This is a genomic window from Dechloromonas hortensis, assembly GCF_009469765.1.
Classification (GTDB): domain Bacteria; phylum Pseudomonadota; class Gammaproteobacteria; order Burkholderiales; family Rhodocyclaceae; genus Azonexus; species Azonexus hortensis.
The window spans coordinates 101,130-124,666 of sequence record NZ_SSSQ01000003.1 but is presented as its reverse complement, the minus strand read 5'-3'; the positions used below and the strand labels follow the sequence as shown (position 1 = coordinate 124,666).

22 protein-coding genes are annotated in these 23,537 nt (G+C 60.6%); 9 read left to right on the top strand and 13 right to left on the bottom strand.

The features are described 5' to 3' along the window. Positions 1 to 11: 11 nt before the first annotated feature. From GH663_RS07030 to acs, 4 genes are all read right to left on the bottom strand, one after another. Positions 12 to 383 (bottom strand): response regulator transcription factor, encoded by a 372-nt coding sequence (locus GH663_RS07030; RefSeq protein WP_153130941.1) that lies wholly within the window; start codon positions 381 to 383, stop codon positions 12 to 14. Between the two features lie 17 nt (positions 384 to 400). Next, the gene (locus GH663_RS07025) at positions 401 to 3,112 is read right to left on the bottom strand and encodes a sensor histidine kinase (RefSeq protein WP_153131158.1); all 2,712 of its coding nucleotides are present in this window, start codon (positions 3,110 to 3,112) and stop codon (positions 401 to 403) included. 3 nt (positions 3,113 to 3,115) lie between these two features. After that, entirely contained in the window at positions 3,116 to 3,310 is a 195-nt protein-coding gene (locus tag GH663_RS07020) for a hypothetical protein (RefSeq protein ID WP_153130940.1), read from the bottom strand. Between the two features lie 247 nt (positions 3,311 to 3,557). Then, complete coding sequence (gene acs / locus GH663_RS07015; protein WP_153130939.1) at positions 3,558 to 5,519, bottom strand: acetate--CoA ligase; 1,962 nt, start codon at positions 5,517 to 5,519, stop codon at positions 3,558 to 3,560. Between the two features lie 253 nt (positions 5,520 to 5,772). On the opposite strand from acs, the gene GH663_RS07010 reads away from it, so the two are divergent. Both GH663_RS07010 and GH663_RS07005 read left to right on the top strand, forming a co-directional pair. After that, the gene (locus GH663_RS07010) at positions 5,773 to 6,309 is read left to right on the top strand and encodes a TIGR00645 family protein (RefSeq protein ID WP_153130938.1); all 537 of its coding nucleotides are present in this window, start codon (positions 5,773 to 5,775) and stop codon (positions 6,307 to 6,309) included. A gap of 13 nt (positions 6,310 to 6,322) precedes the next feature. Then, on the top strand, positions 6,323 to 7,855 hold the full coding sequence (locus GH663_RS07005) for a fumarate hydratase (RefSeq protein WP_153130937.1): 1,533 nt from the start codon (positions 6,323 to 6,325) through the stop codon (positions 7,853 to 7,855). 37 nt (positions 7,856 to 7,892) lie between these two features. Here GH663_RS07005 and GH663_RS07000 read toward each other — a convergent pair whose 3' ends face one another. Then, a complete protein-coding gene (locus GH663_RS07000) occupies positions 7,893 to 9,149 on the bottom strand; it encodes a GGDEF domain-containing response regulator (RefSeq protein ID WP_153130936.1) in 1,257 nt (418 codons plus the stop codon). Between the two features lie 476 nt (positions 9,150 to 9,625). Here GH663_RS07000 and ilvB point away from each other — a divergent pair, with 476 nt between their 5' ends. Together ilvB and ilvN are read left to right on the top strand one after the other, a co-directional pair. Further along, complete coding sequence (ilvB, locus tag GH663_RS06995) at positions 9,626 to 11,296, top strand: acetolactate synthase large subunit (protein ID WP_153130935.1); 1,671 nt, start codon at positions 9,626 to 9,628, stop codon at positions 11,294 to 11,296. Position 11,297: 1 nt separating this feature from the next. After that, complete coding sequence (gene ilvN / locus GH663_RS06990; protein WP_153130934.1) at positions 11,298 to 11,609, top strand: acetolactate synthase small subunit; 312 nt, start codon at positions 11,298 to 11,300, stop codon at positions 11,607 to 11,609. 80 nt (positions 11,610 to 11,689) lie between these two features. On the opposite strand, the gene GH663_RS06985 is transcribed toward ilvN, so the two are convergent. Beyond that, positions 11,690 to 12,061, bottom strand: a complete 372-nt coding sequence (locus tag GH663_RS06985) for a PilZ domain-containing protein (RefSeq protein WP_170291357.1) — start codon at positions 12,059 to 12,061, stop codon at positions 11,690 to 11,692. Between the two features lie 139 nt (positions 12,062 to 12,200). On the opposite strand from GH663_RS06985, the gene menB reads away from it, so the two are divergent. Both menB and menC read left to right on the top strand, forming a co-directional pair. Continuing rightward, positions 12,201 to 13,028, top strand: coding sequence for a 1,4-dihydroxy-2-naphthoyl-CoA synthase (gene menB / locus GH663_RS06980; protein ID WP_153130932.1), 828 nt, complete (start codon positions 12,201 to 12,203; stop codon positions 13,026 to 13,028). After that, positions 13,025 to 14,005: an o-succinylbenzoate synthase gene (gene menC / locus GH663_RS06975; protein ID WP_170291356.1), complete on the top strand. Its 981-nt coding sequence runs from the start codon at positions 13,025 to 13,027 to the stop codon at positions 14,003 to 14,005. The genes menB and menC overlap by 4 nt, the downstream gene beginning before the upstream one ends. 107 nt (positions 14,006 to 14,112) lie before the next feature. On the opposite strand, the gene phaR is transcribed toward menC, so the two are convergent. The 4 genes from phaR to phaC all read right to left on the bottom strand — a co-directional run bounded on the left by phaR (position 14,113) and on the right by phaC (position 18,081). Further along, on the bottom strand, positions 14,113 to 14,667 hold the full coding sequence (gene phaR / locus GH663_RS06970; protein WP_153130930.1) for a polyhydroxyalkanoate synthesis repressor PhaR: 555 nt from the start codon (positions 14,665 to 14,667) through the stop codon (positions 14,113 to 14,115). 131 nt (positions 14,668 to 14,798) lie between these two features. Next, positions 14,799 to 15,542, bottom strand: coding sequence for an acetoacetyl-CoA reductase (phbB, locus tag GH663_RS06965; protein WP_153130929.1), 744 nt, complete (start codon positions 15,540 to 15,542; stop codon positions 14,799 to 14,801). A gap of 43 nt (positions 15,543 to 15,585) precedes the next feature. Then, positions 15,586 to 16,326: an acetoacetyl-CoA reductase gene (gene phbB / locus GH663_RS06960; RefSeq protein WP_153130928.1), complete on the bottom strand. Its 741-nt coding sequence runs from the start codon at positions 16,324 to 16,326 to the stop codon at positions 15,586 to 15,588. 24 nt (positions 16,327 to 16,350) lie between these two features. Next, the gene (phaC, locus tag GH663_RS06955; protein ID WP_246181519.1) at positions 16,351 to 18,081 is read right to left on the bottom strand and encodes a class I poly(R)-hydroxyalkanoic acid synthase; all 1,731 of its coding nucleotides are present in this window, start codon (positions 18,079 to 18,081) and stop codon (positions 16,351 to 16,353) included. Positions 18,082 to 18,190: 109 nt separating this feature from the next. Between phaC and GH663_RS20960 the strand changes: the two genes are divergently transcribed. Next, on the top strand, positions 18,191 to 18,421 hold the full coding sequence (locus tag GH663_RS20960) for a hypothetical protein (RefSeq protein ID WP_170291355.1): 231 nt from the start codon (positions 18,191 to 18,193) through the stop codon (positions 18,419 to 18,421). Here the strand turns inward: GH663_RS20960 and GH663_RS06950 are convergent. Further along, positions 18,362 to 19,129: a ZIP family metal transporter gene (locus tag GH663_RS06950; RefSeq protein WP_153130927.1), complete on the bottom strand. Its 768-nt coding sequence runs from the start codon at positions 19,127 to 19,129 to the stop codon at positions 18,362 to 18,364. The genes GH663_RS20960 and GH663_RS06950 overlap by 60 nt on opposite strands. A 30-nt stretch (positions 19,130 to 19,159) precedes the next feature. Beyond that, a complete protein-coding gene (gene gcvA, locus GH663_RS06945) occupies positions 19,160 to 20,161 on the bottom strand; it encodes a transcriptional regulator GcvA (protein ID WP_153130926.1) in 1,002 nt (333 codons plus the stop codon). 127 nt (positions 20,162 to 20,288) lie between these two features. On the opposite strand from gcvA, the gene GH663_RS06940 reads away from it, so the two are divergent. Further along, positions 20,289 to 20,510, top strand: a complete 222-nt coding sequence (locus GH663_RS06940) for a hypothetical protein (protein ID WP_153130925.1) — start codon at positions 20,289 to 20,291, stop codon at positions 20,508 to 20,510. 219 nt (positions 20,511 to 20,729) lie between these two features. Further along, on the top strand, positions 20,730 to 22,241 hold the full coding sequence (gene scpC, locus GH663_RS06935) for a succinyl-CoA:acetate CoA-transferase ScpC (RefSeq protein WP_153130924.1): 1,512 nt from the start codon (positions 20,730 to 20,732) through the stop codon (positions 22,239 to 22,241). Between the two features lie 65 nt (positions 22,242 to 22,306). Here scpC and GH663_RS21060 read toward each other — a convergent pair whose 3' ends face one another. Then, the gene (locus tag GH663_RS21060) at positions 22,307 to 23,341 is read right to left on the bottom strand and encodes a methyl-accepting chemotaxis protein (protein WP_211371084.1); all 1,035 of its coding nucleotides are present in this window, start codon (positions 23,339 to 23,341) and stop codon (positions 22,307 to 22,309) included. Positions 23,342 to 23,537: the final 196 nt, after the last annotated feature.

The window sequence follows — 23,537 nt, the reverse complement described above, 5'->3', positions numbered from 1 at the left end:
GCCATTCCGGCTCAGGCCACCCCGAGCATGCCTTTCACCTTGGCCACCAGCTCCTTGGTCGAAAACGGCTTGGTGACGTAGGCATCGGCCCCGATGGCCAGCCCCTTGGCGACTTCGGTATCGCGTCCCTTGGCGGTCAGCATGACGATCAGCAGGCCGGCCCGCGCCGGATCGGCACGCAGCGCCTCGCAGACTTCGTAGCCGGATTTTTTCGGCATCATCACATCGAGCAGGACCAGGTCGGGCGCAAAGCTGGCGACCTTGGCCAGCGCTTCGTCACCATCGCCGGCAACGGCGATCTCGAAACCTTCCTTCTTCATCAGGAATTCGAGCGAAATGATGATGTTGGGTTCGTCATCGACGATAAGGATTTTTTTGCCCATCTCTTTAGTCTCCCTTGTTATTCCTCCGATGCCGGCAAGGGCACCGTGAAAATGAAATTCGCGCCTGCTCCGGGCCGACTTTCGACCCACAGATTACCACCAAAATATTCGACGATCTGACGGCTGATCGGCAGTCCCAGACCAGTGCCCTGCGGCTTGTCGGTCAGCGTGTTTCCACCCTGACGGAATTTTTCGAAAATGACGTTGCATTCCTCGGCCGTCAAGCCCGGGCCGTTGTCTGCCACCTCGACCCGGACCCGCTGACCGGCCACCGCCACCCTCACCTGTACCCGGCCAGTACCGCCAGGCACGAACTTCACGGCATTCGACAGCAGGTTGATCATGACCTGGGTCAGCCGGTCGCGATCGGCCAGCACGACCGGACCCGAGGCCGGAATATCGCCTTCCAGCGCAACCGCTTTGTCGCGAAAGAGCTGGCCGAGGGCATCCATCGCCTCACGTACCACTTCGCCGATATCGACCTCGCCGGTCGTCCATTCGGCGCGGCCGGATTCGAGCTTGGCCATGTCGAGAATCTGGTTGATCAAGCGGGTCAGGCGCTCCGCCTCGTTGACGATGATGCCGAGAAAACGCTTGCGATCGCTCAGCTCCAGGCGCGGGTCGTCATGCAGCATTTCGGACAAGGCGCGGATCGAAGTCAGCGGCGTGCGCAGTTCGTGGGTCACGGTCGAGATGAAATCGTCCTTCATCCGGTCGAGTTCGCGCAGACGGTCGTTGGCCGCCCGCAACTCGCCGGTCGCCGCCTGCAGTTCGTGCTGCTTGACCTCAAGTTCGCGGCTGTAGGCGCGCACCTGGGTCGCTTCGTCGAGAATATCGAGCACTTCATCGAGCCCGAGATCCTCCTCCTGCGCCACCGAGGCAACCATGACGCGGGCGCTGGCCGAACCGATCGCGCCGGCCAGTTCCGCCTCGGCAAAATGCACGAAATCGGCATCGGCCGACATTTTTTTCCAGTCGGCAATCTGCCGGCTGGCGGCATAGCTGGCCATTTGCTGGCGCGCCCGGGCCGGCCCGAGAAAGCGTTCGAGCAAAGCGACCAGTTGCTCGACCGAAGCGCTGCCCCGCCACAGGCGAGCATCCGTCTCGCGCCCGGCATGGCGGAAAATATCGACGAAACGCTCGGCCTGACGCGCCTCGGTCGCATCCGGCCGCGAATTGAGCGACACCACGACATACAGGCCAATGTTGGCAAACAGGCTCCACAGCAGGCAGTGCGAGATTTCATCCAGCCCGGCCAAACCGAACAGCGCCTGCGCCTTCAACCAGCCCACGCCTAACAGACCGTCCTCGACAAAGCCGCCGCCGATCCAGTGCGACTTGGCAAAAGACGGCAGCAACAGCGTATAGAGCCAGACGGCAAAACCGCCAAGCAACCCGGCCACGGCCCCAGCCCGCGTTCCCTGCTTCCAGTACATGCCGCCGAACATGGCCGGGGCGAACTGGGCAACTGCGGCGAAGGAAATCAGCCCGATACCGACCAGCGCATAGGCTTCGCCGGCGGCGCGAAAATAGATGTAGCCAAGCAGCAGGATCAGCGCGATGGCGGCGCGCCGGATGCCGATCAACAGCCCCGACAGATCCTGTCGTTTTTCGGCCTGCAGCCAGGTCGACCGCAGCAACCACGGCATCACCAGGTCGTTGCAGACCATGGTCGACAAGGCGATGGTTTCGACGATGACCATACCGGTCGCCGCCGACAACCCACCGATGAAAACGAGCAGCGCCAACCCCTGCGCGCCATGGGCCAGCGGCAAGGTCAGCACGAAGGTATCCGGATTGACCGCCTGCCCCTGAAAATGCAGCAAACCGCCGAGGGCAATCGGCAATACGAAAATATTGATCAGCAGCAGGTAGAGCGGAAACAGCCAGACGGCACGCCGCAGGTGCGATTCATCGACATTCTCGACGACGATGATCTGGAACTGCCGTGGCAGAAAAATGATGGCCAGCCCCGAGAGCAGGACCATCGCCGTCCACGTCCCGGCCCGGCCGCTATCGAGCGAAAAGAGACGGGCCAGTTCCGGCGAAGCTGCGGCCCGCTGAAAAAGATCGCCCAGACCGCCGAAGATGCCGTAGGTGACAAACAGGCCGACGGCAATGAAGGCGAACAGCTTGACCACCGACTCGAAAGCCACCGCCGCCACCATGCCTTCGTGGCGCTCGGTGGCATCGAGATGGCGGGTACCGAACCAGATGGTGAACAGGGCAAGGACGATAGCGATCAGGAAAGTCGTATCCAGCCACCACGGGAACAAGTCGTTCCCGGCTTGCGCAAACAGGACGGCCAGACTGGCCGAAATGGCCTTTAGCTGCAAGGCGATATAGGGTACAACGCCGACCACCGCAATCACCGTCACCAGGCCGGCCAGCAACTGGCTCTTGCCATAGCGCGAAGCGATGAAGTCGGCAATCGAGGTGATGCGGTGCACCTTGCTGATCCGCACCATTTTCAGAATGACGCCGGCAAAGAGCAGCATCAGCGTCGGGCCGATATAGATGGTCAGGAAGGACAGCCCGCCCGACGTGGCCCGCCCGACGCTGCCGTAAAAGGTCCACGAGGTGCAATAGACGGCCAGCGACAAGGCGTAAACATTGGCCGAAATAATCGACTTGCCGGCATCGGCCCGCGCATCGCCAAAACGGGCGACAGCAAACAACAGGGCGAGATAGCCGGTGGCCAGCAGCGCGATGAACCAGCCGGAAAGCAGCACTTACGACCCCTTCCGTTCGGCCACCCAGGCGGCGAGTGCGATCAGCCCGGCCCAGACGCCGAACAGATAAAGGTAGCCGGCCGGAATACCGGCCCAACTGCCGCTCGGCAACCCAAGCAGTGGGTAGGTCAGCAAAGGCAGGCCGAGCAAGCCGAGCGCCGCCAGACGTTGCCGCGACAGACTCGCGCGCTTCATCGCACCCTCCGAAAATAGAAAACGGCTGACACGCAAAGCGTGCCAGCCGCTGTTGGCATGCAGTCTGATGCGACCACACGGGAGGCCACCTTATGGGCGACCATTGTCTCCTCCTTGCCTTTTAGTCGTTAGAGGCAGCGTGGCAAGCTCGCCGCCTCTTTGGCTCATGCAGGAACACCGGGGAGCAACTCTGCGGTTGCTTCCGGAATGACCGGGTTTGGGCGAAGCCGAAACCCGGGAACATTCCTTAACCCTTCAGTTGTTCCAGAATGGCCGGATTTTCCAGCGTCGAGGTGTCTTGCGTCAGTTCCTCGCCCTTGGCCAGGCCACGCAGCAGACGGCGCATGATCTTGCCCGAACGGGTCTTCGGCAGGTTGTCACCGAAACGGATGTCCTTCGGCTTGGCGATCGGACCGATCTCCTTGCCAACCCAGTCTTGCAGTTCCTTGATGATGCGCTTGGCGTCGTCACCGGTCGGGCGCTGACCCTTCAACACGACGAAAGCGACAATCGCTTCACCGGTCAGGTCATCCGGACGGCCGACAACGGCGGCTTCGGCCACCAGCGGGTTGGCAACCAGCGCCGATTCGATTTCCATCGTACCCATGCGGTGACCGGAAACGTTCAGCACGTCGTCGATACGGCCGGTAATGGTGAAGTAGCCGGTGTCCTTGTCGCGGATCGCACCGTCGCCAGCCAAGTAGTACTTGCCCTGGAAGTCGGCCGGGTAATAGGACTTGACGAAACGCTCGTCGTCACCCCAGATGGTGCGGATCATCGACGGCCACGGCTTCTTGACGACCAGAATACCGCCCTGACCCCAAGGCACGTCGGCCCCGGTTTCATCAACGATGGCAGCCTGGATGCCCGGGAACGGCAGCGTGCAGGAACCCGGCACCAGCGGCGTGGCACCCGGCAGCGGGGTGATCATGTGACCACCGGTTTCGGTCTGCCAGAAGGTATCGACGATCGGGCAGCGACCGCCGCCGACGTTGTCGTAGTACCACTGCCAGGCGGCAGGATTGATCGGCTCGCCGACCGAACCGAGGATGCGCAGCGACGACAGGTCGTAGGCCTTCGGATGGATGGCCGGGTTGTTGTCGGCAGCCTTGATCAGGGAACGGATCGCGGTCGGGGCGGTGTAGAAGATGTTGACCTTGTGGTCCTGGATCACCTTCCAGAAACGGCCGGCGTCCGGATAGGTCGGGACGCCTTCGAAGACGATTTCGGTGGCGCCGCAGGCCAGCGGGCCGTAGGTGATGTAGGTGTGACCCGTAACCCAGCCGATGTCGGCCGTACACCAGAAGGTGTCGCTCGGCTTGATATCGAAGGTGTACTTCATGGTCAGGATGGCGTGCAGCAGGTAGCCGCCGGTGGAGTGCTGAACACCCTTCGGCTTGCCGGTGGAACCCGACGTGTAGAGCAGGAACAGCGGGTGTTCGGCTTCGACCCATTCCGGTTCGCAGGTTTCCGGCTGGTTGGCTAGGGCATCGTGCAGCCACTCATCGCGGCCGGCAACCATGTTGACGTCGGCGCCGGTGCGCTTGAAGACAATGACGTTCTTGACGCATTCGCAGCCGCCCATGCCGAAGGCTTCATCAGCGATCGGCTTCAGCGGAATGGCCTTGCCGCCGCGGAACTGGCCGTCGGAGGTAATCAGCATGACAGCGCCGGCATCGTGCATGCGATCGCGCAGGGACTGGGCGGAGAAGCCGCCGAAAACGATGGAGTGGATGGCGCCGACGCGGGCACAAGCCTGCATGGCGACAACGCCTTCGATGGTCATCGGCAGATAGATGACAACGCGATCACCCTTCTTGACCCCCTTGGAACGCAGCAGGTTGGCCATCTTGCAGACCTTGACCAGCAGTTCTTTGTAGGTGACCTTGGTGACGTCGCCGTTGTCGGCTTCGAAAATGATCGCGACCTTGTCGCCGAGACCGGCTTCGACATTACGGTCGAGGCAGTTGTAGGAAACGTTCAGCTTGCCATCGGCAAACCATTTGAAGAAGGGGGCATTGGACTCGTCAAGCACCTGGGTGAACGGCTGCTTCCAGGTGACCAGCTCCCGGGCGTGCCTGGCCCAGAAACCTTCGTAGTCGGCCTCAGCTTCCGCGCACAGCGCCCGATAGGCGTCCATCCCGGAAACCGCCGCGTTTTTGACGATTTCGTCAGACGGATAAATAAGCTGCACGGACTCATTCGACATATTCTTCTCCTCTGCGGTACTTCGCAATTATGTTGAAACAACCGATCGGATCTCGGGTTCTAACCCGGGATTATTAAAGCCGCGCAAGCTGGAGACCTTGACCATTCCCCTCGCCAGCGTTGAGGCGGCATTAGACGTTGATAATCTTACAAAGGCCTTACGGAATCACGCTGCAGCGCAGCAATTCGGCATATCCGGAGGACGCGACAGGCGCGTGGTAAACTTCGGCCCCTTGCAACAAACGATCGGCACCATGCGCTCACCCGTCAAATTCCTCGAATCCTTCATTTTTTCCAGCCGCTGGATTCAGGCCCCGCTCTACATCGGCCTGATCGTCGCCCAGCTCGTCTATTGCTGGCTGTTCATGGTCGAACTGAGCCACCTCGTCCATAACGCCTTCGACACCGCCCATCTCAGCGAAACCGAGGTCATGCTGGTCGTCCTCGGCCTGATCGACGTGGTGATGATCGCCAACCTGCTCGTCATGGTTATTGTCGGCGGCTACGAAACCTTCGTTTCCCGCCTCGACCTCGAAAACCACCCGGACCAGCCGGAATGGCTGTCGCACGTCAATGCCGGCGTACTCAAGATCAAGCTTTCGACGGCGATCATCGGCATTTCGTCGATCCACCTGCTGAAAAGTTTCATCAATGCCGCCAACCTGTCCCAGCACACGCTGATGTGGCAGGTTGTGATCCATGTCGTATTCCTTTTCTCCGCCCTGATCATGGCCATTGTCGACAAGACCATGACCCAGACCCTCGCTCTTCAACACCAGAAACATCACTAACCCGGAGTTGCGCATGACCGCCATCAAACAGGAAGACCTGATCCAGTCCGTCGCCGATGCTTTCCAGTACATCAGCTACTACCACCCGCTCGATTACATCAAGGCGCTCGGTGAAGCCTACGAGCGCGAGGAAAGCCCCGCCGCCAAGGACGCCATTGCCCAGATCCTGACCAATTCGCGGATGTCCGCCGAGGGCCACCGCCCGATCTGCCAGGACACCGGGATCGGCATGGTCTTCATCAAGGTCGGCATGCAGGTCACCTGGCCGGATGCCACGATGAGCATCCAGGAAATGATCAATGAAGGCGTGCGTCGCGCCTACGGCAACCCGGACAATCCGCTGCGCGCCTCGGTGCTGGCCGACCCCGCCGGCGCCCGCAAGAACACCAAGGACAACACCCCGGCTGTCGTGCACTTCGAAATCGTCGAAGGTCATCACGTTGAAGTGATCTGCGCCGCCAAGGGCGGTGGCTCGGAAGCCAAGTCCAAGTTCGCCATGCTCAACCCGTCCGACGACCTGGTCGACTGGGTCCTCAAGAAGATTCCGGAAATGGGTGCCGGCTGGTGTCCGCCGGGCATCATCGGCATCGGCATCGGCGGTACGCCGGAAAAGGCCATGTTGCTGGCCAAGGAATCGATCATGGCACCGGTCGACATCCACGAACTGAAAGCCAAGGCTGCCACTGGCGCCAAGCTGACCCGCCCGGAAGAACTGCGCCTCGAACTGATGGAAAAGATCAACGCCCTCGGCGTCGGCGCCCAGGGCCTGGGCGGCCTGACCACCGTGCTCGACGTCAAGGTTCTCGACTACCCCTGCCACGCCGCCAACCTGCCGGTCGCGCTGGTCCCGAACTGTGCCGCGACCCGTCACTGCCATTTCCACCTCGACGGCTCCGGCCCGGCCAAGCTCGAAGTGCCGAAGCTGGAAGACTGGCCGGCCGTGACCTGGACCCCGGACCTCAAGTCGGCCACCCGCGTTGATCTGAACACGCTGACCAAGGAAGAGGTTGCCGCCTGGAAACCGGGCCAGAAGCTGCTCCTCAACGGCAAGATGCTGACCGGCCGCGATGCTGCCCACAAGCGCATTGCTGACATGCTGGCCAAGGGCGAAAAACTGCCGGTCGACTTCACCAACCGCGTCATTTACTACGTCGGCCCGGTTGATCCGGTGCGTGACGAAGTCGTCGGACCGGCCGGCCCGACCACCGGCACCCGCATGGACAAGTTCACCCGCATGATGCTCGAGCAGACCGGCCTGATCTCGATGATCGGCAAGTCCGAACGCGGCCCGGTCGCCATCGAGGCGATCAAGGACAACAAGTCGGCCTACCTGATGGCTGTCGGCGGCGCCGCCTACCTGGTGGCCAAGGCCATCAAGTCGGCCAAGGTCGTCGGTTTCGCCGATCTCGGCATGGAAGCGATCTACGAGTTCGATGTCGAGAACATGCCGGTGACCGTAGCGGTCGACTCGTCAGGGATCAGTGTTCACAACACCGGCCCCAAGGAATGGCAGGTCAAGATCGGCAAGATTCCACTCAGCGCCTGATGAAGCAGTGAAAAAGCCGGCTCAGCCGGCTTTTTCATTAACCGAGCGCCGGTTCGGTCTTGGCGCGCTCGCGCAGCAACTGTTCCATTTTCTCGATCGGCAGGCCGAAGCGGAACGAGTCTTCCAGTTGTTCGAGCAAAGGCAGAATGAGCAGGCCGACCTGCCCCAAATGCGGCGCCAGCGTCTCGGTGGCCGCCCCTTTCCTGAGCAATTCATTGAAGCACTGCAGGACCTGTTCTTGCCCCGGCTTGCCGGCAAGTTCGAGCAGGCCGGCCACCACCTGGTTGCCACCGGCCTTGACGGCCATTTCCAGGCGCCGCTCGGCCATAGCCAGTAGTTCACTGCCCTTGAGGCCGCCGCCCTCCTCGGGAAAACTGACTACCCCGACACTCACCGTCATCTCGACCCGCCGTCCACCGACACTGACCTCGGCTGCGGCAAGGCGCTTGCAGATACGTTCGGCAAATGCGGCGCACAACTTTAGATTGGTCTCCGAAGCTACAATGACGATCCGGTCGGCCGCCACTTGCGCAATGCTGTCGCCGGCCCGGAGTTTTCCACCGAGCAGTTGCCCGAATTTTGTCTCGATACGGTTGGCCATCTCCTGGCCAAAGCGCTTGACCAGTCCGCCATAGCCATCCATCCCAAAGACCAGTACGCCGACACCGCGCAGACTGGCCTCAGCGGACAACAAGGTATTCAGGCGCGCCTCGATCTCGGCACGCGATACCAGTGCCGATGCAACCGGTTCGCGCCGGATTACCCGGCTAGCGGATTTGCGGGAAACGATGCCGGCCACCTTGTCGAGTGGCCCAAAAATATCGCTGACCCCGAGATCGGCCCCCAGACAACTAGGCTCAGCCGGAATGGGCGGCCTGACGACGGACGGCTTGGGGAGCGCCTCCTGCTTGGCGGGCGCCAGCAAATTTCTGACAATGCGGACAATCCCCGCCGCCCCGGCGCCTTTCGGGACGAACCCCGACACCCCGCAGCCGATCGCATGCTGGCGGATATCCTCTTCCATGGTTTCGGAAGCAATCAACAAAAAGGGAATGTTCTTCAGGCGGCTCAGCTTGTTGCCGCGCAGCCTTTCCAGCAAGCCATAAGCATCGAGCTTCGGCAGGGAAATACCGGCAATCACCGCCACAATCGAGGAGTCGAGGACCAGGGTCTGCCAGGCCGACTCGCCGTTGTTTTCCTCGCGGATTTCGAACTGCCCTTTCAGATTCTTGGCCAGAGAAGCACGAACCACTCTGGAGCTATCAACGATAAGCAAGTGCGGCAATTCGGACATGACAAAGCCTAGATGGTCAGGACATAACAGGGGCAGCGGTCAAAATGCTGCGTAAATACGAAATTCTACACCGCCGAATATTTTAGTTAAGTACGCTGTAATAGGCTCTGTATTTACCTGCTTTAACAAAGGCAAAGCAGCCCCGACAATTCCCCAGCCCGGTTCGGTAAACCTCTCCGGATTGCCAACCGAATAGCGCTTGCAATTCTATTTTTTCTCCGTCATAGTTCGCGTTCCTGTTTTCCCCACCCAGATCATCGACACCATGTCCAACGCCACCGCCCTCCGTCTCGACACTGCCCGCGCAGTGCTGCCGGTCGTCGTACGCGTAGTCATCGTAGGTGTCGTTACGGACACGCCGTCGCGGATCGGGTAAGCAGAAGCAGCGCAGATTTCCCCAACCCCCGCCGGCGCAAACCGGCGGGGGTTTTGTTTTGGAGCCCGCCGGTCAAGCCACCAACCGAAAGGAAACCTCCATGACAGAAACACTCACCGGCGCCCAGATCACCGTGCGGCTACTCGAACGCCAGGGCATCCGCATCGTCACCGGCTATCCGGGCGGCGCCATCCTGCCCATTTACGACGCCCTCGGACAGTCGACCGCCATCCGCCACGTGTTGGCCCGTCACGAACAAGGTGCCGGCTTCATCGCCCAGGGCATGGCCCGCGCCACCGGCCAGCCCGCCGTCTGCCTGGCCTCCTCCGGTCCCGGCGCAACCAACCTGCTGACCGCCATTGCCGACGCCAAGCTCGACTCGATCCCGCTGGTCGCCATCACCGGCCAGGTGCCGCGCGCCATGATCGGCACCGATGCCTTCCAGGAGGTGGACACCTACGGCCTGTCTATCCCGATCACCAAGCACAACTTCCTCGTCTCTTCGGTCGAGGAGTTGCTAACCGTTATTCCCCGCGCCTTCCAGATCGCCGCCTCCGGCCGGCCCGGCCCAGTGCTGATCGATATCCCGAAAGACGTCCAGGCGCAGGCCATCGAGGTTAGCGAGTGGCCGGCCCCCGGCCAGGCCACCCCGGCACCGACCGCCGCTACCGAGGCAATCGCGGCGGCCGCAGCGATGATCAATGCCGCCCAGCGCCCGCTGCTTTACCTCGGCGGCGGCGTCGTTCATTCCGGGGCGGCCAGGCTGGCGGTCGACCTCGCCGAAAAGGCCAATTTGCCAACCGTGATGACCTTGATGGCGCTCGGTGCGATGCCGGTCGATCATCCGTTGTCCTTGGGCATGCTCGGCATGCATGGGGCGCGCTATACCAACCTGGCACTCGACGAGTGCGACCTGCTGATCGCCGTCGGTGCCCGCTTCGACGACCGGGCGACCGGCAAGGTGGCGCAGTTCTGCCGCCATGCGCAGATCATCCACATCGACATCGACCCGGCCGAACTCGACAAAATCAAGACGGCTCATATCGGCATCACCGCCGATGTCGGCCAGGCCCTCGCCGCCCTGCTCCCGGCGGTGAATGAAAATGCCCGCCAAATCTGGGTTGACCGCATCCATGCCCTGCAGGCCGAGTTTCCTTTCCATATGCCGGATGCCGAGCAGCCCCTGTCGCATTTCGGCCTGATCAGGACCGTTGCCGCCTGTCTCGACAACGAGGCGATCATCGCCACCGACGTCGGCCAGCACCAGATGTGGGTCGCCCAGGCCTACCCGCTGCGCCGGCCACGCCAATGGCTGACTTCCGGCGGCCTAGGCACGATGGGCTTCGGCGTCCCGGCCGCGATCGGCGCCGCCCTCGCCGAACCCGAGCGAACGGTGGTCTGCTTCACCGGCGACGGTTCGATCCTGATGAATATCCAGGAACTGGTCACCGCCGCCGAGCAGAACGTCAATCTGAAAATCGTGCTGATGAACAATGCAGTCCTCGGCCTGGTGCACCAGCAGCAAACGCTGTTCTATGGCGAGCGGCTGTTCGCCTCGCAGTTCCAGGCCATGCCGGATTTCATCATGGTCGCCAAAGGCTGCGGCATTGCTGCAGTCGACCTCGACCAGGCGGCAAATCCCTGTGCCGCACTGATGGAAGCCATCGCCCGCCCCGGTCCCTGCCTGATCCACGCCAGCATCGACGCCGAGCAGAAGGTCTACCCGATGGTGCCGCCGGGCGCCGCCAACCACGAAATGATCGGACACTGAAATGAACGCCATCCATCGCAACGAACAGCAGGCGCTGGCCCGCGCCGTGCTCGAAATCAACGTCAACAACCACCCCGGCGTCATGTCGCACGTCGTCGGCCTCTTCTCGCGCCGTGCCTACAACGTCGAGGGTATTCTCTGCCTGCCGCTCGGCAACGGCCAACATTCGCGCATCTGGCTGCTGGTCAATGAAGACGGGCGCCTGCCGCAAATGATCAAGCAACTGGAAAAGCTGGAAGACGTCATCACAGTCCGGCGGCACGGTGCCGATCACGCCGTCTTCAGCCAGTTGGAAGCATTCTTCCAGGCCTGACGCGGCTCAGGGTCGTTCTTGCGGCACCGGCTCAAGGCGCCAGCAGGAACGACCAGTCACGCCCCAGTTAACGGACTACTTCAGGTTGAAGAAAGCGGGCCGGCGGCACGTTTCGCACTTCGCGCCCGCAGTAGGCTTTCGTAAGCCTGGATGACCTGTAACTGCTCATCGCTGATCGACTCGAAGCGCAGGCCGACCAGATGCTGATGCCCGACGCGGCGGATGCGCATCACGCTGACATAGGCTTCGACCGGGCAAGCCAGATCGGGCGATTCGATGGTACAGATACCGACCGCCCCGCTCGGCTTGGCGCCAAGCACTGCCACATCGAGCATGACGCCTACCCCCGACACCGAAATATCGGCGGCCGGAAACTCGAAGCGCTGCCCCCCCAGTTCGAGCAGGACCTTGCCTTGCAGGTTGAAGCGGTGGTTACGGCGGCGTTCTCTCACAATGACATCCTCAATAACGAAGCGGCATTTTCCCACGCTTCCTCCCGGGCCCGCAAAAGGAATAGGAAGCGCGACACAGCTCAAATCGCCGCCCCCCGAGCACGGCTATACTCGCGGCATCGCAACCCGAAACCGCATCATGACCACCCAGCCGATCACCTGGCTCAGCAGCCAAACCTACTCCGATATCCTTTATGAAACGGCGGAAGGCATCGCCAAGATCACCATCAACCGCCCGGAACGCCGCAACGCCTTCCGGCCGGAAACCGTCAGCCAGCTAATCGACGCTTTCCACCGCGCCCATCACGACAATGCCATCGGCGCCATCATCCTGACCGGCGCCGGCGACGAGGCGTTCTGCGCCGGCGGCGACCAGAAAGTACGCGGCGACGAAGGTTATATCGATGAAGGCGGCACGCCGCATCTCAACGTCCTCGATCTGCAGATGCAGATTCGCCGCTGCCCGAAACCGGTCGTCGCCATGGTCGCCGGCTACGCCATTGGCGGTGGCCACGTCCTGCACCTCGTCTGCGATCTATCGATCGCCGGCGACAACGCCCGCTTCGGCCAGACCGGCCCCCGCGTCGGCAGTTTCGATGCCGGCCTCGGCGCCGGCTTGATGGCCCGCACCATCGGCATGAAACGCGCCAAGGAAATCTGGCTGCTCTGCCGCCAGTACGACGCCGCCACCGCCCTCGACTGGGGCCTGGTCAACGCCGTCGTGCCGGTCGAGCAACTGGAAGCGGAAACCGTCGCCTGGTGCCGGCAGATGCTGCAACTGTCGCCGATGGCGCTGCGCATGATCAAGGCCGGCTTCAATGCCGACACCGACGGATTGGCCGGCATCCAGGAACTGGCCGGCAACGCCACCGGCCTCTTCTACATGAGCGAAGAAGGCCAGGAAGGACGCAACGCCTGGCTGGAACGCCGAGCACCGGATTTCGGCAAGTACCGCAAACGCCCGTGAACGTCGTCGCCGCCGATTGGCTGCCCTACGCCCTGCCGCTGAAGCGCCCCTGGCAAACCAGCCGGGGGCAACTCCTTGAGCGCCGGGGCAAATTGCTCCGCTTGCGCAACGATCAGGGTCTGACCGGCTGGGGTGACTGCGCGCCACTGCCTGAATTCGGCATCGACGAACCGGCAGCCAGGGCTTTTGCCGAAGAATCGGCACATCTCGATCTGGCCGCCCAGTCAGCCAGCCTGCCGTTGCACGCCTGGCTGAGCGGCGAACCGAACGTTGCCAGTCTGGCGGTGAACAGCAATTTGGGGGCTATTTCCGAGCTCAGCGAAGCGGCACTTCAAGCAAGCCTTGACGCCGGATTTCAGGTGCTGAAAATCAAGGTTGGCCTGGCTGCGCCGGCCGAGGAAATCGCCCGTCTGCGCCAACTCGCCACCGGCTTGCCGGCACCGATCAAACTGCGCCTCGACGCCAATGCCGCCTGGTCCTTGCCCGAAGCCCGGCAATTTCTCGATGCCTGCCGCAGCTTGCCGATCGAAGGCCTTGAAGAGCCGCTGCGCTATCCCGTACCGGAGGAGCTGGCCCAACTCCAAGCCGGCCTGCCTTTTCCGCTGGCGCTCGATGAGTCCTGCCATCTACTGACGCCGGCCTTCTTCCGCCACCCGCCGCTGCGCCGACTGGTCCTCAAACCGGCCCGCCACGGTGGACTGCTGAAAAGCATGGAGATTGCACTACGCGCCCGCGCCGCCGGTCTGGAATGCATTGTCACGTCGAGCCTGGAAAGCAGTTGCGGCCTGCTCGCCTGCGCCCAGCTGGCGGCGGCGATTGCACCGGACTCGGTGCATGGCCTGGGCACGGCCGAATGGCTGGCTGCCGACACTGGCTGGACAGCACCGATCAGTGGCGGTCGGCTTTACCTGCCGGAAAGCAATGGTCTGGGTTTTGTGATTGCTGAAGATTGGGCCAAGGCGCAAGACCCCGACTGAACCAATCGAATTGCTGCGGTCAACGGCCGAAAAATGCCCTTTTCGCCAACGGGCCATTGGCACCGGGCGGGACGGATTTAGCCTGGGCCAAACCCGTCAGCACACGCTTACTTGTCGGCCTTCTCGCCCGGATTCGCCTGGAAACCGGTAAACATGGTCCGTGTCTGGGTTTGCAGTTGATCCTGCATCGACTGGAACATTTTCTTCGACTGGTCCATGTAGGCCGTCATCATGCTCTGCATGGCCGGCTGCTGGAAGTTCAGGAACTGGTTCCAGAAATCCGTCTGCATATGAGTGTTGTCACCGGCCCCGTACATGGTACGCGACTGGTCCTGCAGCTTGTTCTGGAAATCGACGAAGGTCTTCATGTTGTTTTCCAGGTACTTGCCGAGCATGCCCTGCATGGCGCTACCGTAGAAACGAATGAAGCCGGAGAGCAGATCGCTCGAGAACATCGGCATGCCGCCGGTTTCCTCTTCAAGAATGATCTGGAGCAGGATGCTGCGCGTCAGGTCTTCGCCACTCTTGGCATCCAGTACTTTGAACACTTCAAACTTGAGGACCAGATCCTTGACGTCCCCCAGCGTGATGTAAGCGCTCGTCTTGGTATCGTAAAGACGACGGTTGGGGTATTTCTTGATCAGGCGTACCGGTTCCGACATGCTGCCATCCTTGAACGATTTTGTGTGCAGTGCAACATTATAGCTGAAAAAACAGGCGCCCGAAGGCGCCTGCTTGTGCTGCAACGCAGAAATTAGCAATATTTCAGGCTGATTTCTGCAAAAAACAGCGATTACTGGTAATACAGGCCACCGTTGATGTTCAGGGTGGCACCGGTCATGAAGCCAGCCAGTTCGGAAGACAGGTAAGCACAGGCGCCACCGATTTCTTCCGGCTTGGCCAGACGCTTCATCGGGACGGAGTCAACGATGGTCTGCAGCACTTCCGGCTTGATCGCCATGACCATCTTGGTCGCGACATAGCCCGGGGCAATGGCGTTGACGGTCACGCCCTTGGCGGCCAGTTCGGCAGCCAACGCCTTGGTGAAGCCGATCACACCAGCCTTGGCAGCGGAGTAGTTGGTCTGGCCAGCCTGACCCTTGACGCCGTTGACGGAGGAGATGTTGATGATGCGACCCCAGCCACGCTCGGCCATTTTGGCGGAGACTTGCTTGGTCATGTTGAACAGCGAGGTCAGGTTGGTGGCGATAACTGCATCCCAGCCATCCTTTTCCATCTTGGCGAACATGCGGTCGCGGGTGATACCGGCGTTGTTCACCAGAATATCGACCTGGCCAAGAGCGGCTTCGGCTTCGGCAACCATCTTCTGGCAATCTTCGAGAGAAGAAACATCACCAGGAACGCAGACGAAATCATTGAAGCCGGCGGCAGCCATTTCCTTCAGCCATTCTTCCTTGTTGTCGAACTGCGGGTGATAAGAGGCAACCACCTTGTGACCGGCCTTGGCCAGTTCCTGGCAAATTGCGGTACCCAGACCGCCCATAGCGCCGGTAACGAGAGCAACACGTTGCGTCATAGTCTTTCCTTCCTTGTTGTTGATACAGCTAAAAAAACACCGGTCAGAACATGTGCTGACCGCCGTTGATCGAGATATTGGCCCCGGTCACGAACGCTGCTTCATCGGAAGACAGATAAGCGACGAGGCCGGCGATTTCTTCCGGCTTGCCCAGTCGATTGACCGGAATCTGCGGCAGAATTTTTGAATCGAGAATTTCCTGCGGGATCGCCGTCACCATCTTGGTGCCGATATAGCCCGGCGAAATAGTGTTGACCGTCACCCCTTGCTTGGCCACTTCCAGGGCCAGCGCCTTGGTAAAGCCATGCATGCCCGCTTTGGCCGCCGAATAGTTGGTCTGCCCGAAGGCGCCCTTCTGACCGTTGACCGACGAAACATTGATGACCCGGCCCCACTTGCGTTCCAACATGCCATCCATGACCTGCTTGGTCATATTGAAAACCGAATCGAGGTTGGTATGCATCACCGCATCCCAGTCCGCCTTGGTCATTTTCTTGAAGGTCATGTCGCGTGTGATGCCAGCGTTATTGACCAGCACATCGACCGGCCCGACTTCCGCGGTCACCGTCTCGACACAGACACGTGCCGACTCGAAATCCGTCACATCGCAGGGATATGCCTTGAAGCCGTAGCCCATGTTGTTCATGGTCTTCAGCCAGTCCTGAACCTTGGCATTGCCCGGCGAATAGGTGGTCACCACCTTGTAGCCCAGCGCAGCCAGCTTGATGCAGACAGCCTCACCGAGACCGCCCATTCCTCCAGTAACCAGTGCAACTCGCGACATTCTTATACCCTCGCTCAGAAGTTTTTATACCGCGCGTTCCTTTACATAACGACCGGGTGCCGGTTCGATCGGCTTGTATTTGGCACTTCCCGGTTTACGCGGTGCTCGCTGCTCTCCTGACAACGGCTTCAACCAGGCAGCCCAGTCGTTCCACCAACTGCCCTTCTTCTCTTCTGCTGCGGTCAACCAGCCTTCGGCATCGATTTTTACATCGTCATTGACCCAGTAACTACGCTTGTTCTTGCTCGCCGGATTGATGACACCGGCGATATGTCCGGAAGCACCGAGCACGAAGCGGACATTGCCGCCCAGGATGCGGGTGCTCTGATAAGCCGACTGCCAGGGCACGATATGGTCTTCACGCGTCGCCAGCAGATAGACCGGCATCTGCAGACTGCCCAGATCGACCTTGGTGCCGCACATCTCGAGCTTGCCCGGCACGCGCAGACTGTTGTCGTGATAAAGGTTGCGCATGTACCAGCAGGCAAACGGCCCCGGCAGGTTGGTCGAATCGGAATTCCAGTACAGCAGGTCGAAGGCCTGGGGCTTCTGGCCCTTCAGATAATTGCCGGTGACGTAATTCCAGACCAGATCGTTGGCGCGCAGGAACGAGAAAGTCGTCGCCAGATCGCGGGCTGGCAGCAGGCCACCCTTGCCAATGCTCGACTCGCGCGCCATCAGACCGTTGTCGTCGATGAACAGGCCGATTTCGCCAGTATCGGAAAAATCGAGTAGCGTCGTCAGCAAGGTCAATGAAGCAACGCTATCCTCGCCCCGCGCCTTCAGTACGGCCAGGGCCGAGGTCAGGATGGTACCGCCGACGCAGAAACCAAGCGCATTGACCTGCTTGACCTTGGTTATTTCCTTGATGACCTGCACGGCGGCAATCGGCCCGTTTTCCAGGTAATCGTCCCAAGTCAGATGACCGAGGGCTTCCTGCGGATTGCGCCAGGAAATGAGGAAGACAGTGTTGCCCTGCTCGACCATGAAGCGAATCAGCGAATTGTCCGGCTGCAGGTCCATGATGTAAAACTTGTTGATGCAGGGCGGCACGACCAGCAGCGGCCGCGTACCGACCTTGGTGGTCAGCGGCGCGTACTGGATCAGTTGCATCACCTCATTTTCGTAGACGACGGCGCCTTCACTGGTCGCGATGTTCTTGCCGACCTCGAAGACCGATTCATCGGTCATCGAAATCCGGCCCTTCTCGAAATCCTTGATCAGGTTGTTGATGCCATCGGTGATGCTCTGGCCCTTGGTCTCCAGCGCACGCTGGATGAATTCCGGATTGGTCGCGGCAAAATTGGACGGCGCCATCGCGTCGGTCATCTGGCGCGCCAGGAAACGCATCCGATTGCGCGCCTTGTCGTCAGTCGCCGGGATGATTTCGACCATTTCCTTGAGGAACTTGGTATTCAGCAGATAGGCCTGATGCAGATAGTCATAGATCGGGCTGTCGCGCCATTCGGGCGCCGAAAAACGACGGTCGCCGGCTTCCGGTGTCACCTTGAAATTTTCCGGCTGCCCCTGCTGCTTGGCCAGCACCGACTGCCACAATGACATCTGCTGATCCGTGAAGCGCTTCTGCAACTCAGTCATCGCTTGCGGATCGGCCACCGGTGGCTGGGCCATGGTTGGATTTCCGGCCTTGCCGAAAAACTCCATGAACTGCTGCGCCACGTTCTGTCCAGCCTGCATGAACTGCATGGCAGAACCAAGAAATGCGTCGTTGTTGTTCGATCCCTGCTGCGCCATGGGCTTCTCTTTGATATGTCGGGGGCTTGAGCTTCTGGATTCTGCATACCCGCCCCAGCCCTGTCAATGCATTTGCATGCATAATTAGGGCCCCTGCGAGGCACCCTCTATGTACATTGTTGCAATCGGCTGGCTTTATGTAACATTGCTGGTTGCCGCCAACGAACCAAGCATCGTTGCCGGCATAATTTCATTCTTTTTTTATGGGCTGCTGCCCTGCGGACTGCTGCTCTGGATCAGTGGCAGCAAGGTGCGCCGGCAGCGCCGGCGCTACCGGGAATCACTCGCCAACCAGCGTCCGGACGAGCGCGATCGAGGCGATACCCAGCCCGATCAATAGCACCTGCTGCACCGTCGCCTTCAACTCGGTTCGCTTGTGCAAACCGGGAATCAGATCGGCAACGGCGACATAGATCATGCTCGCCGCAGCCAGGCCGAGCAGCGTCGGAATCCACTCGGTCAGTTCGGACAGGGCGAAATAGGCAAGCATGGCGCCAACCAAGGTTGCCAGACTGGACAATAGATTGAAGGCCAGGGCGCGCACCTTGCTGTAACCGGAATGCAGCAGGATCAGATAATCGCCGACTTCCTGCGGAATCTCGTGGGCGATAATGGCCAGCGCGGTGACGATACCGAGCTCGGTATTTTCCAGGAAAGCCGCTGCGATCAAGATACCGTCGACAAAGTTGTGGAAAGTATCGCCGACCAGGATGAGCAGCCCGGAACGTCCGTGATCGTGAGCCGGCGCATGCGCCTCATGCGCCTCGCAATGGTCGTGGTGGCAATGTCGCCAGAGAACCAGTTTCTCCAAGACAAAAAAGACCATGATGCCGAACAGCACCGTCGCCGCCATGTTGTGCGGCTCGCCATGCTCAAGGGCGTGCGGCAGGATTTCCAGAAAAGCCGCGCCGAGCAACGCACCAATCGCGTAGGAAATCAGCATACTGACTCGCTGAGTGCCAACCGCCACGCTTAGCGCCGCCGCTGCGACAACGCTCAAAACGCCGCCCGCCAGCGACACGGCAATGATCCAGGAAAGAGTACTCACAGGGGTCTGATACTTGGGGAAAGGCGCGGATTATACGCCCTCGCTCCCGTCGACCGCCGCCTCATCCATTCGCGAGCCGCGAATGCCGCCAAACGCCTGCACCTCGCCCAGCAACCAGTGCCGGAAGGCCGCAACCGAGTCGCGCTCGGCGACCGCCTTGCGCATGACCAAATAATAAGCATAGGGCGAAGGGACCGAAATCTCGAAGGGAACGACCAGGCGCCCTGCGGCCACATCGGCCTCGACCAGCGGCTTCAGGGCCAGCGCGACGCCCTGCGCTTCCAGCGCCGCCTCGACCGCCAGCAGCGCATTCGAAAAGCGCGGGCCGCGCTGCGCATCGACGCCACGAACCCCGGCGCTGGCCAGCCATTCCCGCCAGCTCGGCTGACGCTCCTCATCCTCGATCGTTTCATCGTGAATCAGCACATGCCGAGCCAGATCTTCGGGCACCTTTAGCGATGGTCCAAATTCGAGCAAACGCGGACTGCAGACCGGCACCCAGTCCGGGGAAAGAATCTGCTCGACACGAAAGCCCGGGTAGTTGCCGGTGCCATAGCGAATCGCCAGCGCGCTGCTCGCCGCACGCAGATCGACGGGCTCGCCTTCCAGTTCGCGCTTTTCACCCCGCCGGTCGACGGCATCGCCACTGCTCGAAAGGCGCAACTTGACCTCCGGGCAGGCGGCGGCAAAGCGGGGCAGGCGCGGCACCAGCCAGCGCGCAGCAAACGACGGCGGCGCCAGGATGGTCAAGACACCATCACCGGGGCGGCGGGTACTATCGACGGCGCTGGCAAAGCATTCAAAACCCTCCCGTACCTTGGGCAGCATAGCGCTGCCTTCAGCCGTGATTTCCAGCGCGCGAGTCAGCCGGCGAAACAGGCTGACGCCGAGATACTCTTCCAGCGTCTTGATCTGCTGACTGATCGCCGCTGGCGTGACATGCAGTTCTTCGGCCGCCTTTTTGAAGCTCAGATGGCGACTGGCCGCTTCAAACGCACGCATGGCGGACAACGGAGGCAGGCGATAAGTCATCGACGATTAAGATTTTCTAAATCGTCAGATCATAAATTGTCGTTTGCCGCCCGGCAAGCCGATCACTATCTTTCACTCACGCCGCCGCTGCGGTGCATTTGTCCGATAGTGAAAGGAAGTACCAGAAATGAAACGATCCCTGCTCGTTGCCGCCCTGTTCGCCGTAGCCCTCACCGCTTGCGGCAAGAAGGAAGATGCGACGACGACCCTGCCCGCCCCGGCCACCGCCCCTGCCTTGCCGGCCGCCGCGCCCGACAGCCAGGCCGAAACCCCGAAGGCGGCCGACGCTTCCGCCCCGCTTGCCGCACCGGAAACCAAGCCGGCCGGCGAGGAAAAACCGGCGAACTGATTGCCCGCCGCAAGCCGATTGCATATGGTTAAGATTTTCTTACCTATTGCGTAAAAAAATCTCGTTCGTTGGCTTTTCCGGCTTTTGTTAGATTTGCGCACCGTCTCCTCCAGACCTTAATGCGCTTTGGATCTGGATTTGAGCCCGCCTCGTGCGGGCTTTTTTTCGGCCCGGTCGTCTGGAGACGTTTTCATACCGCTATTCAGGAGCATTGAGAAAATGGGTGGAGCATCCCGCGTCCATAACGCAGCATTGCGCAGCAAGATCATGTCGGCCGAAGAGGCCGCCAATCTCATTCCGTCCGGCGTCAACGTCGGGATGAGCGGCTTTACCGGTGCAGGCTACCCGAAGGTTGTGCCTTCGGCGCTGGCCAAGCGCATCATGGACGCCAACCTGTACGGCAAAAAGTTCAAGATCGGCGTGTGGACCGGCGCCTCGACGGCGCCCGACCTCGACGGCGCACTGGCCATGGTCGATGGCGTCGAACTGCGCCTGCCCTATCAGTCCGATCCGACTTGCCGCAAGCGCATCAATGCCGGCGAGATGGAGTACATCGACATCCATCTGTCGCACGTCGCCCAGTTCGTCTGGTCAGGCTTTCTCGGCAAACTGGATATCGCCGTGGTCGAAGTCGCCGGCATTCTCGAAGATGGCCGCCTGATTCCCTCGTCGTCGGTCGGCAACAACAAGACCTGGCTGGATCAGGCCGACAAGGTGATCCTCGAGGTCAACTCGTGGCAAAACCCGCATCTGGAGGGCATGCACGACATTTATTACGGGACCAGCCTGCCCCCCAACCGCCAGCCGATACCCTTGATCAAGACCAGCGACCGGATCGGCGAGCCTTACCTGCGCTGCGACCCGAGCAAGGTGATTGCGGTTGTCGAAACGAACAGCCCGGACCGCAATTCCGCCTTTTCGACACCTGACGACAATTCGCGAAAGATCGCCGGCCACATCCTTGAATTCTTGGAACACGAGGTCAAGCTGGGCCGCCTGCCCGCCAACCTGCTGCCCCTGCAATCCGGGGTCGGCAATATTGCCAACGCGGTGATGGCCAGCCTGAACGAGGGGCCGTTCGACAACCTGACTGCGTACACCGAAGTGCTGCAGGACGGCATGCTGGAAATGCTCAAGTCCGGCAAGCTGACCTGCGCCTCGGCCACTGCCTTCTCGCTCAGTTCCGGCGCGCTGGCCGAGTTGAACGCCGACCTCGAACGCTATCGCGACACCATCATCCTGCGCCCGCAGGAGATCAGCAATCATCCGGAAATCATCCGCCGGCTGGGGGTAATCGCGATGAACGGCATGATCGAGGCCGACATCTACGGCAACGTCAATTCAACGCATGTGATGGGCACCAAGATCATGAACGGCATTGGCGGCTCCGGCGATTTCGCCCGCAACGCCTACATCTCGATTTTCATGACCCCTTCGCAGGCCAAGAATGGCGAGATCTCCTGCATCGTGCCGATGGTTTCGCACGTCGATCATACCGAGCACGATGTCCAGATCCTGGTCACCGAACAGGGCCTGGCCGACCTGCGGGGCCTGTCACCGAAACAACGAGCCAAGGTGATCATCGAGAACTGCGCTCACCCACACTTCCGGCCAGCGCTGATGGATTACTACAAGCGCTCGCTGGATCTGTCGCCGGGCAAGCAAACACCGCATCTGCTCGATGAAGCGCTGAGCTGGCATCTCAACTACCTGCGTAGTGGACGAATGTAAGCCGCAGGAACAAAAAAGGGCAGCACAACACAGTTGCTGCCCTTCCTTTTACTTGAATACGTTTTTCAGAAAAGCTCGATATCGGCAGCATCCGAGTTTTTCGCGGCGTTGCCCAGCAGCTTGATCGAGTCGCTCTTCTGATGCGAGTCGACCAGCAAGGCGACCAGTTTCTCTGAACGCTTCTTGAAGCGCTGCAGGCCGTCTGCCTCGCTATGATCCTGATGCAGGCCAAGGAAAGCATGCAGGTACTGGCCAACGTGCAGCATGCGCTGGGTAATCCGCGTCATGCGTTGGGTCACCAGATCCTCGAACTGGATGGCGAGCACCCCTTCCTGGGTCAGGCCGTGCATCCGCTCGGTGACTTCGGTGATGTGGCGCGAGTGCTGGCGCGCCTTGTCGGTCAGCGCGAGCATTTCCTGGCCGAGACTGATCAGCGTCGCCTGGGAGTTTTCGGCAACGCTCATGTCGGTCTTGGCCGCCTCTTCAACGCGACCACCGACCGTACTCAGCGAATTGACGATATCGCCGAGGGCCTGACGAATTTCGACGTTGAAGGCACTGGTCCGGGCCGCCAGATCGCGTACTTCGTCGGCCACCACGGCAAAGCCACGACCGGCCTCGCCGGCCCGCGCGGCTTCGATCGCCGCATTCAGGGCCAGCAGGTCGGTTTGTTTGGTAATGCCGGCGATATCGTTCAGTTTGCTCGAAATCGTCGTCACCTGGCCCTGAATCTGTTCAAAACCACTGGCGATTTCAACACTGGCTTCGCGTAGATCACCCATTTTCCTGACGAACTCGGCAATCAGCGTTCGCGTTTCCTCGAAAAAGCGCTGCAAGCCGACCTGCTCGCGACTGGTTTCTGATTCGGAACCAGTCATGTCGAGCAGTTCGTCGATCAAGGATTTCAGGACCTGGCGCTGATCGGAAGAATTGGATTCGAGGCCGGTCAGGCTACCCGACAGCGTACTCACCGACTCCCGGATAATCTGCTGCGCCCCCTCGATCTCCCGCTCCAGATCGGCGAATTGCAATTCGGCATGGGCCATCGCCTCGTTCGAGAGGACGTGGTACTCGCTCATGATGTTTTCAAGATTTTTCATGTGCATGCCTTGCCGCGCTTTCCATTGCGCCCGCTCCCGATGTGAAAGCATCGTCGCACCTGCAATCAAGGCGAGTGGCAGCAACAGCAACATGGGGGACAAGGCCCCGACAAATTGCCACCATGCCCAGATGCCAGCAAGTGTAATCATGGTCAACCAGGTCAGAAGGTCGTCAATACGTTTCATCTAGAGATCT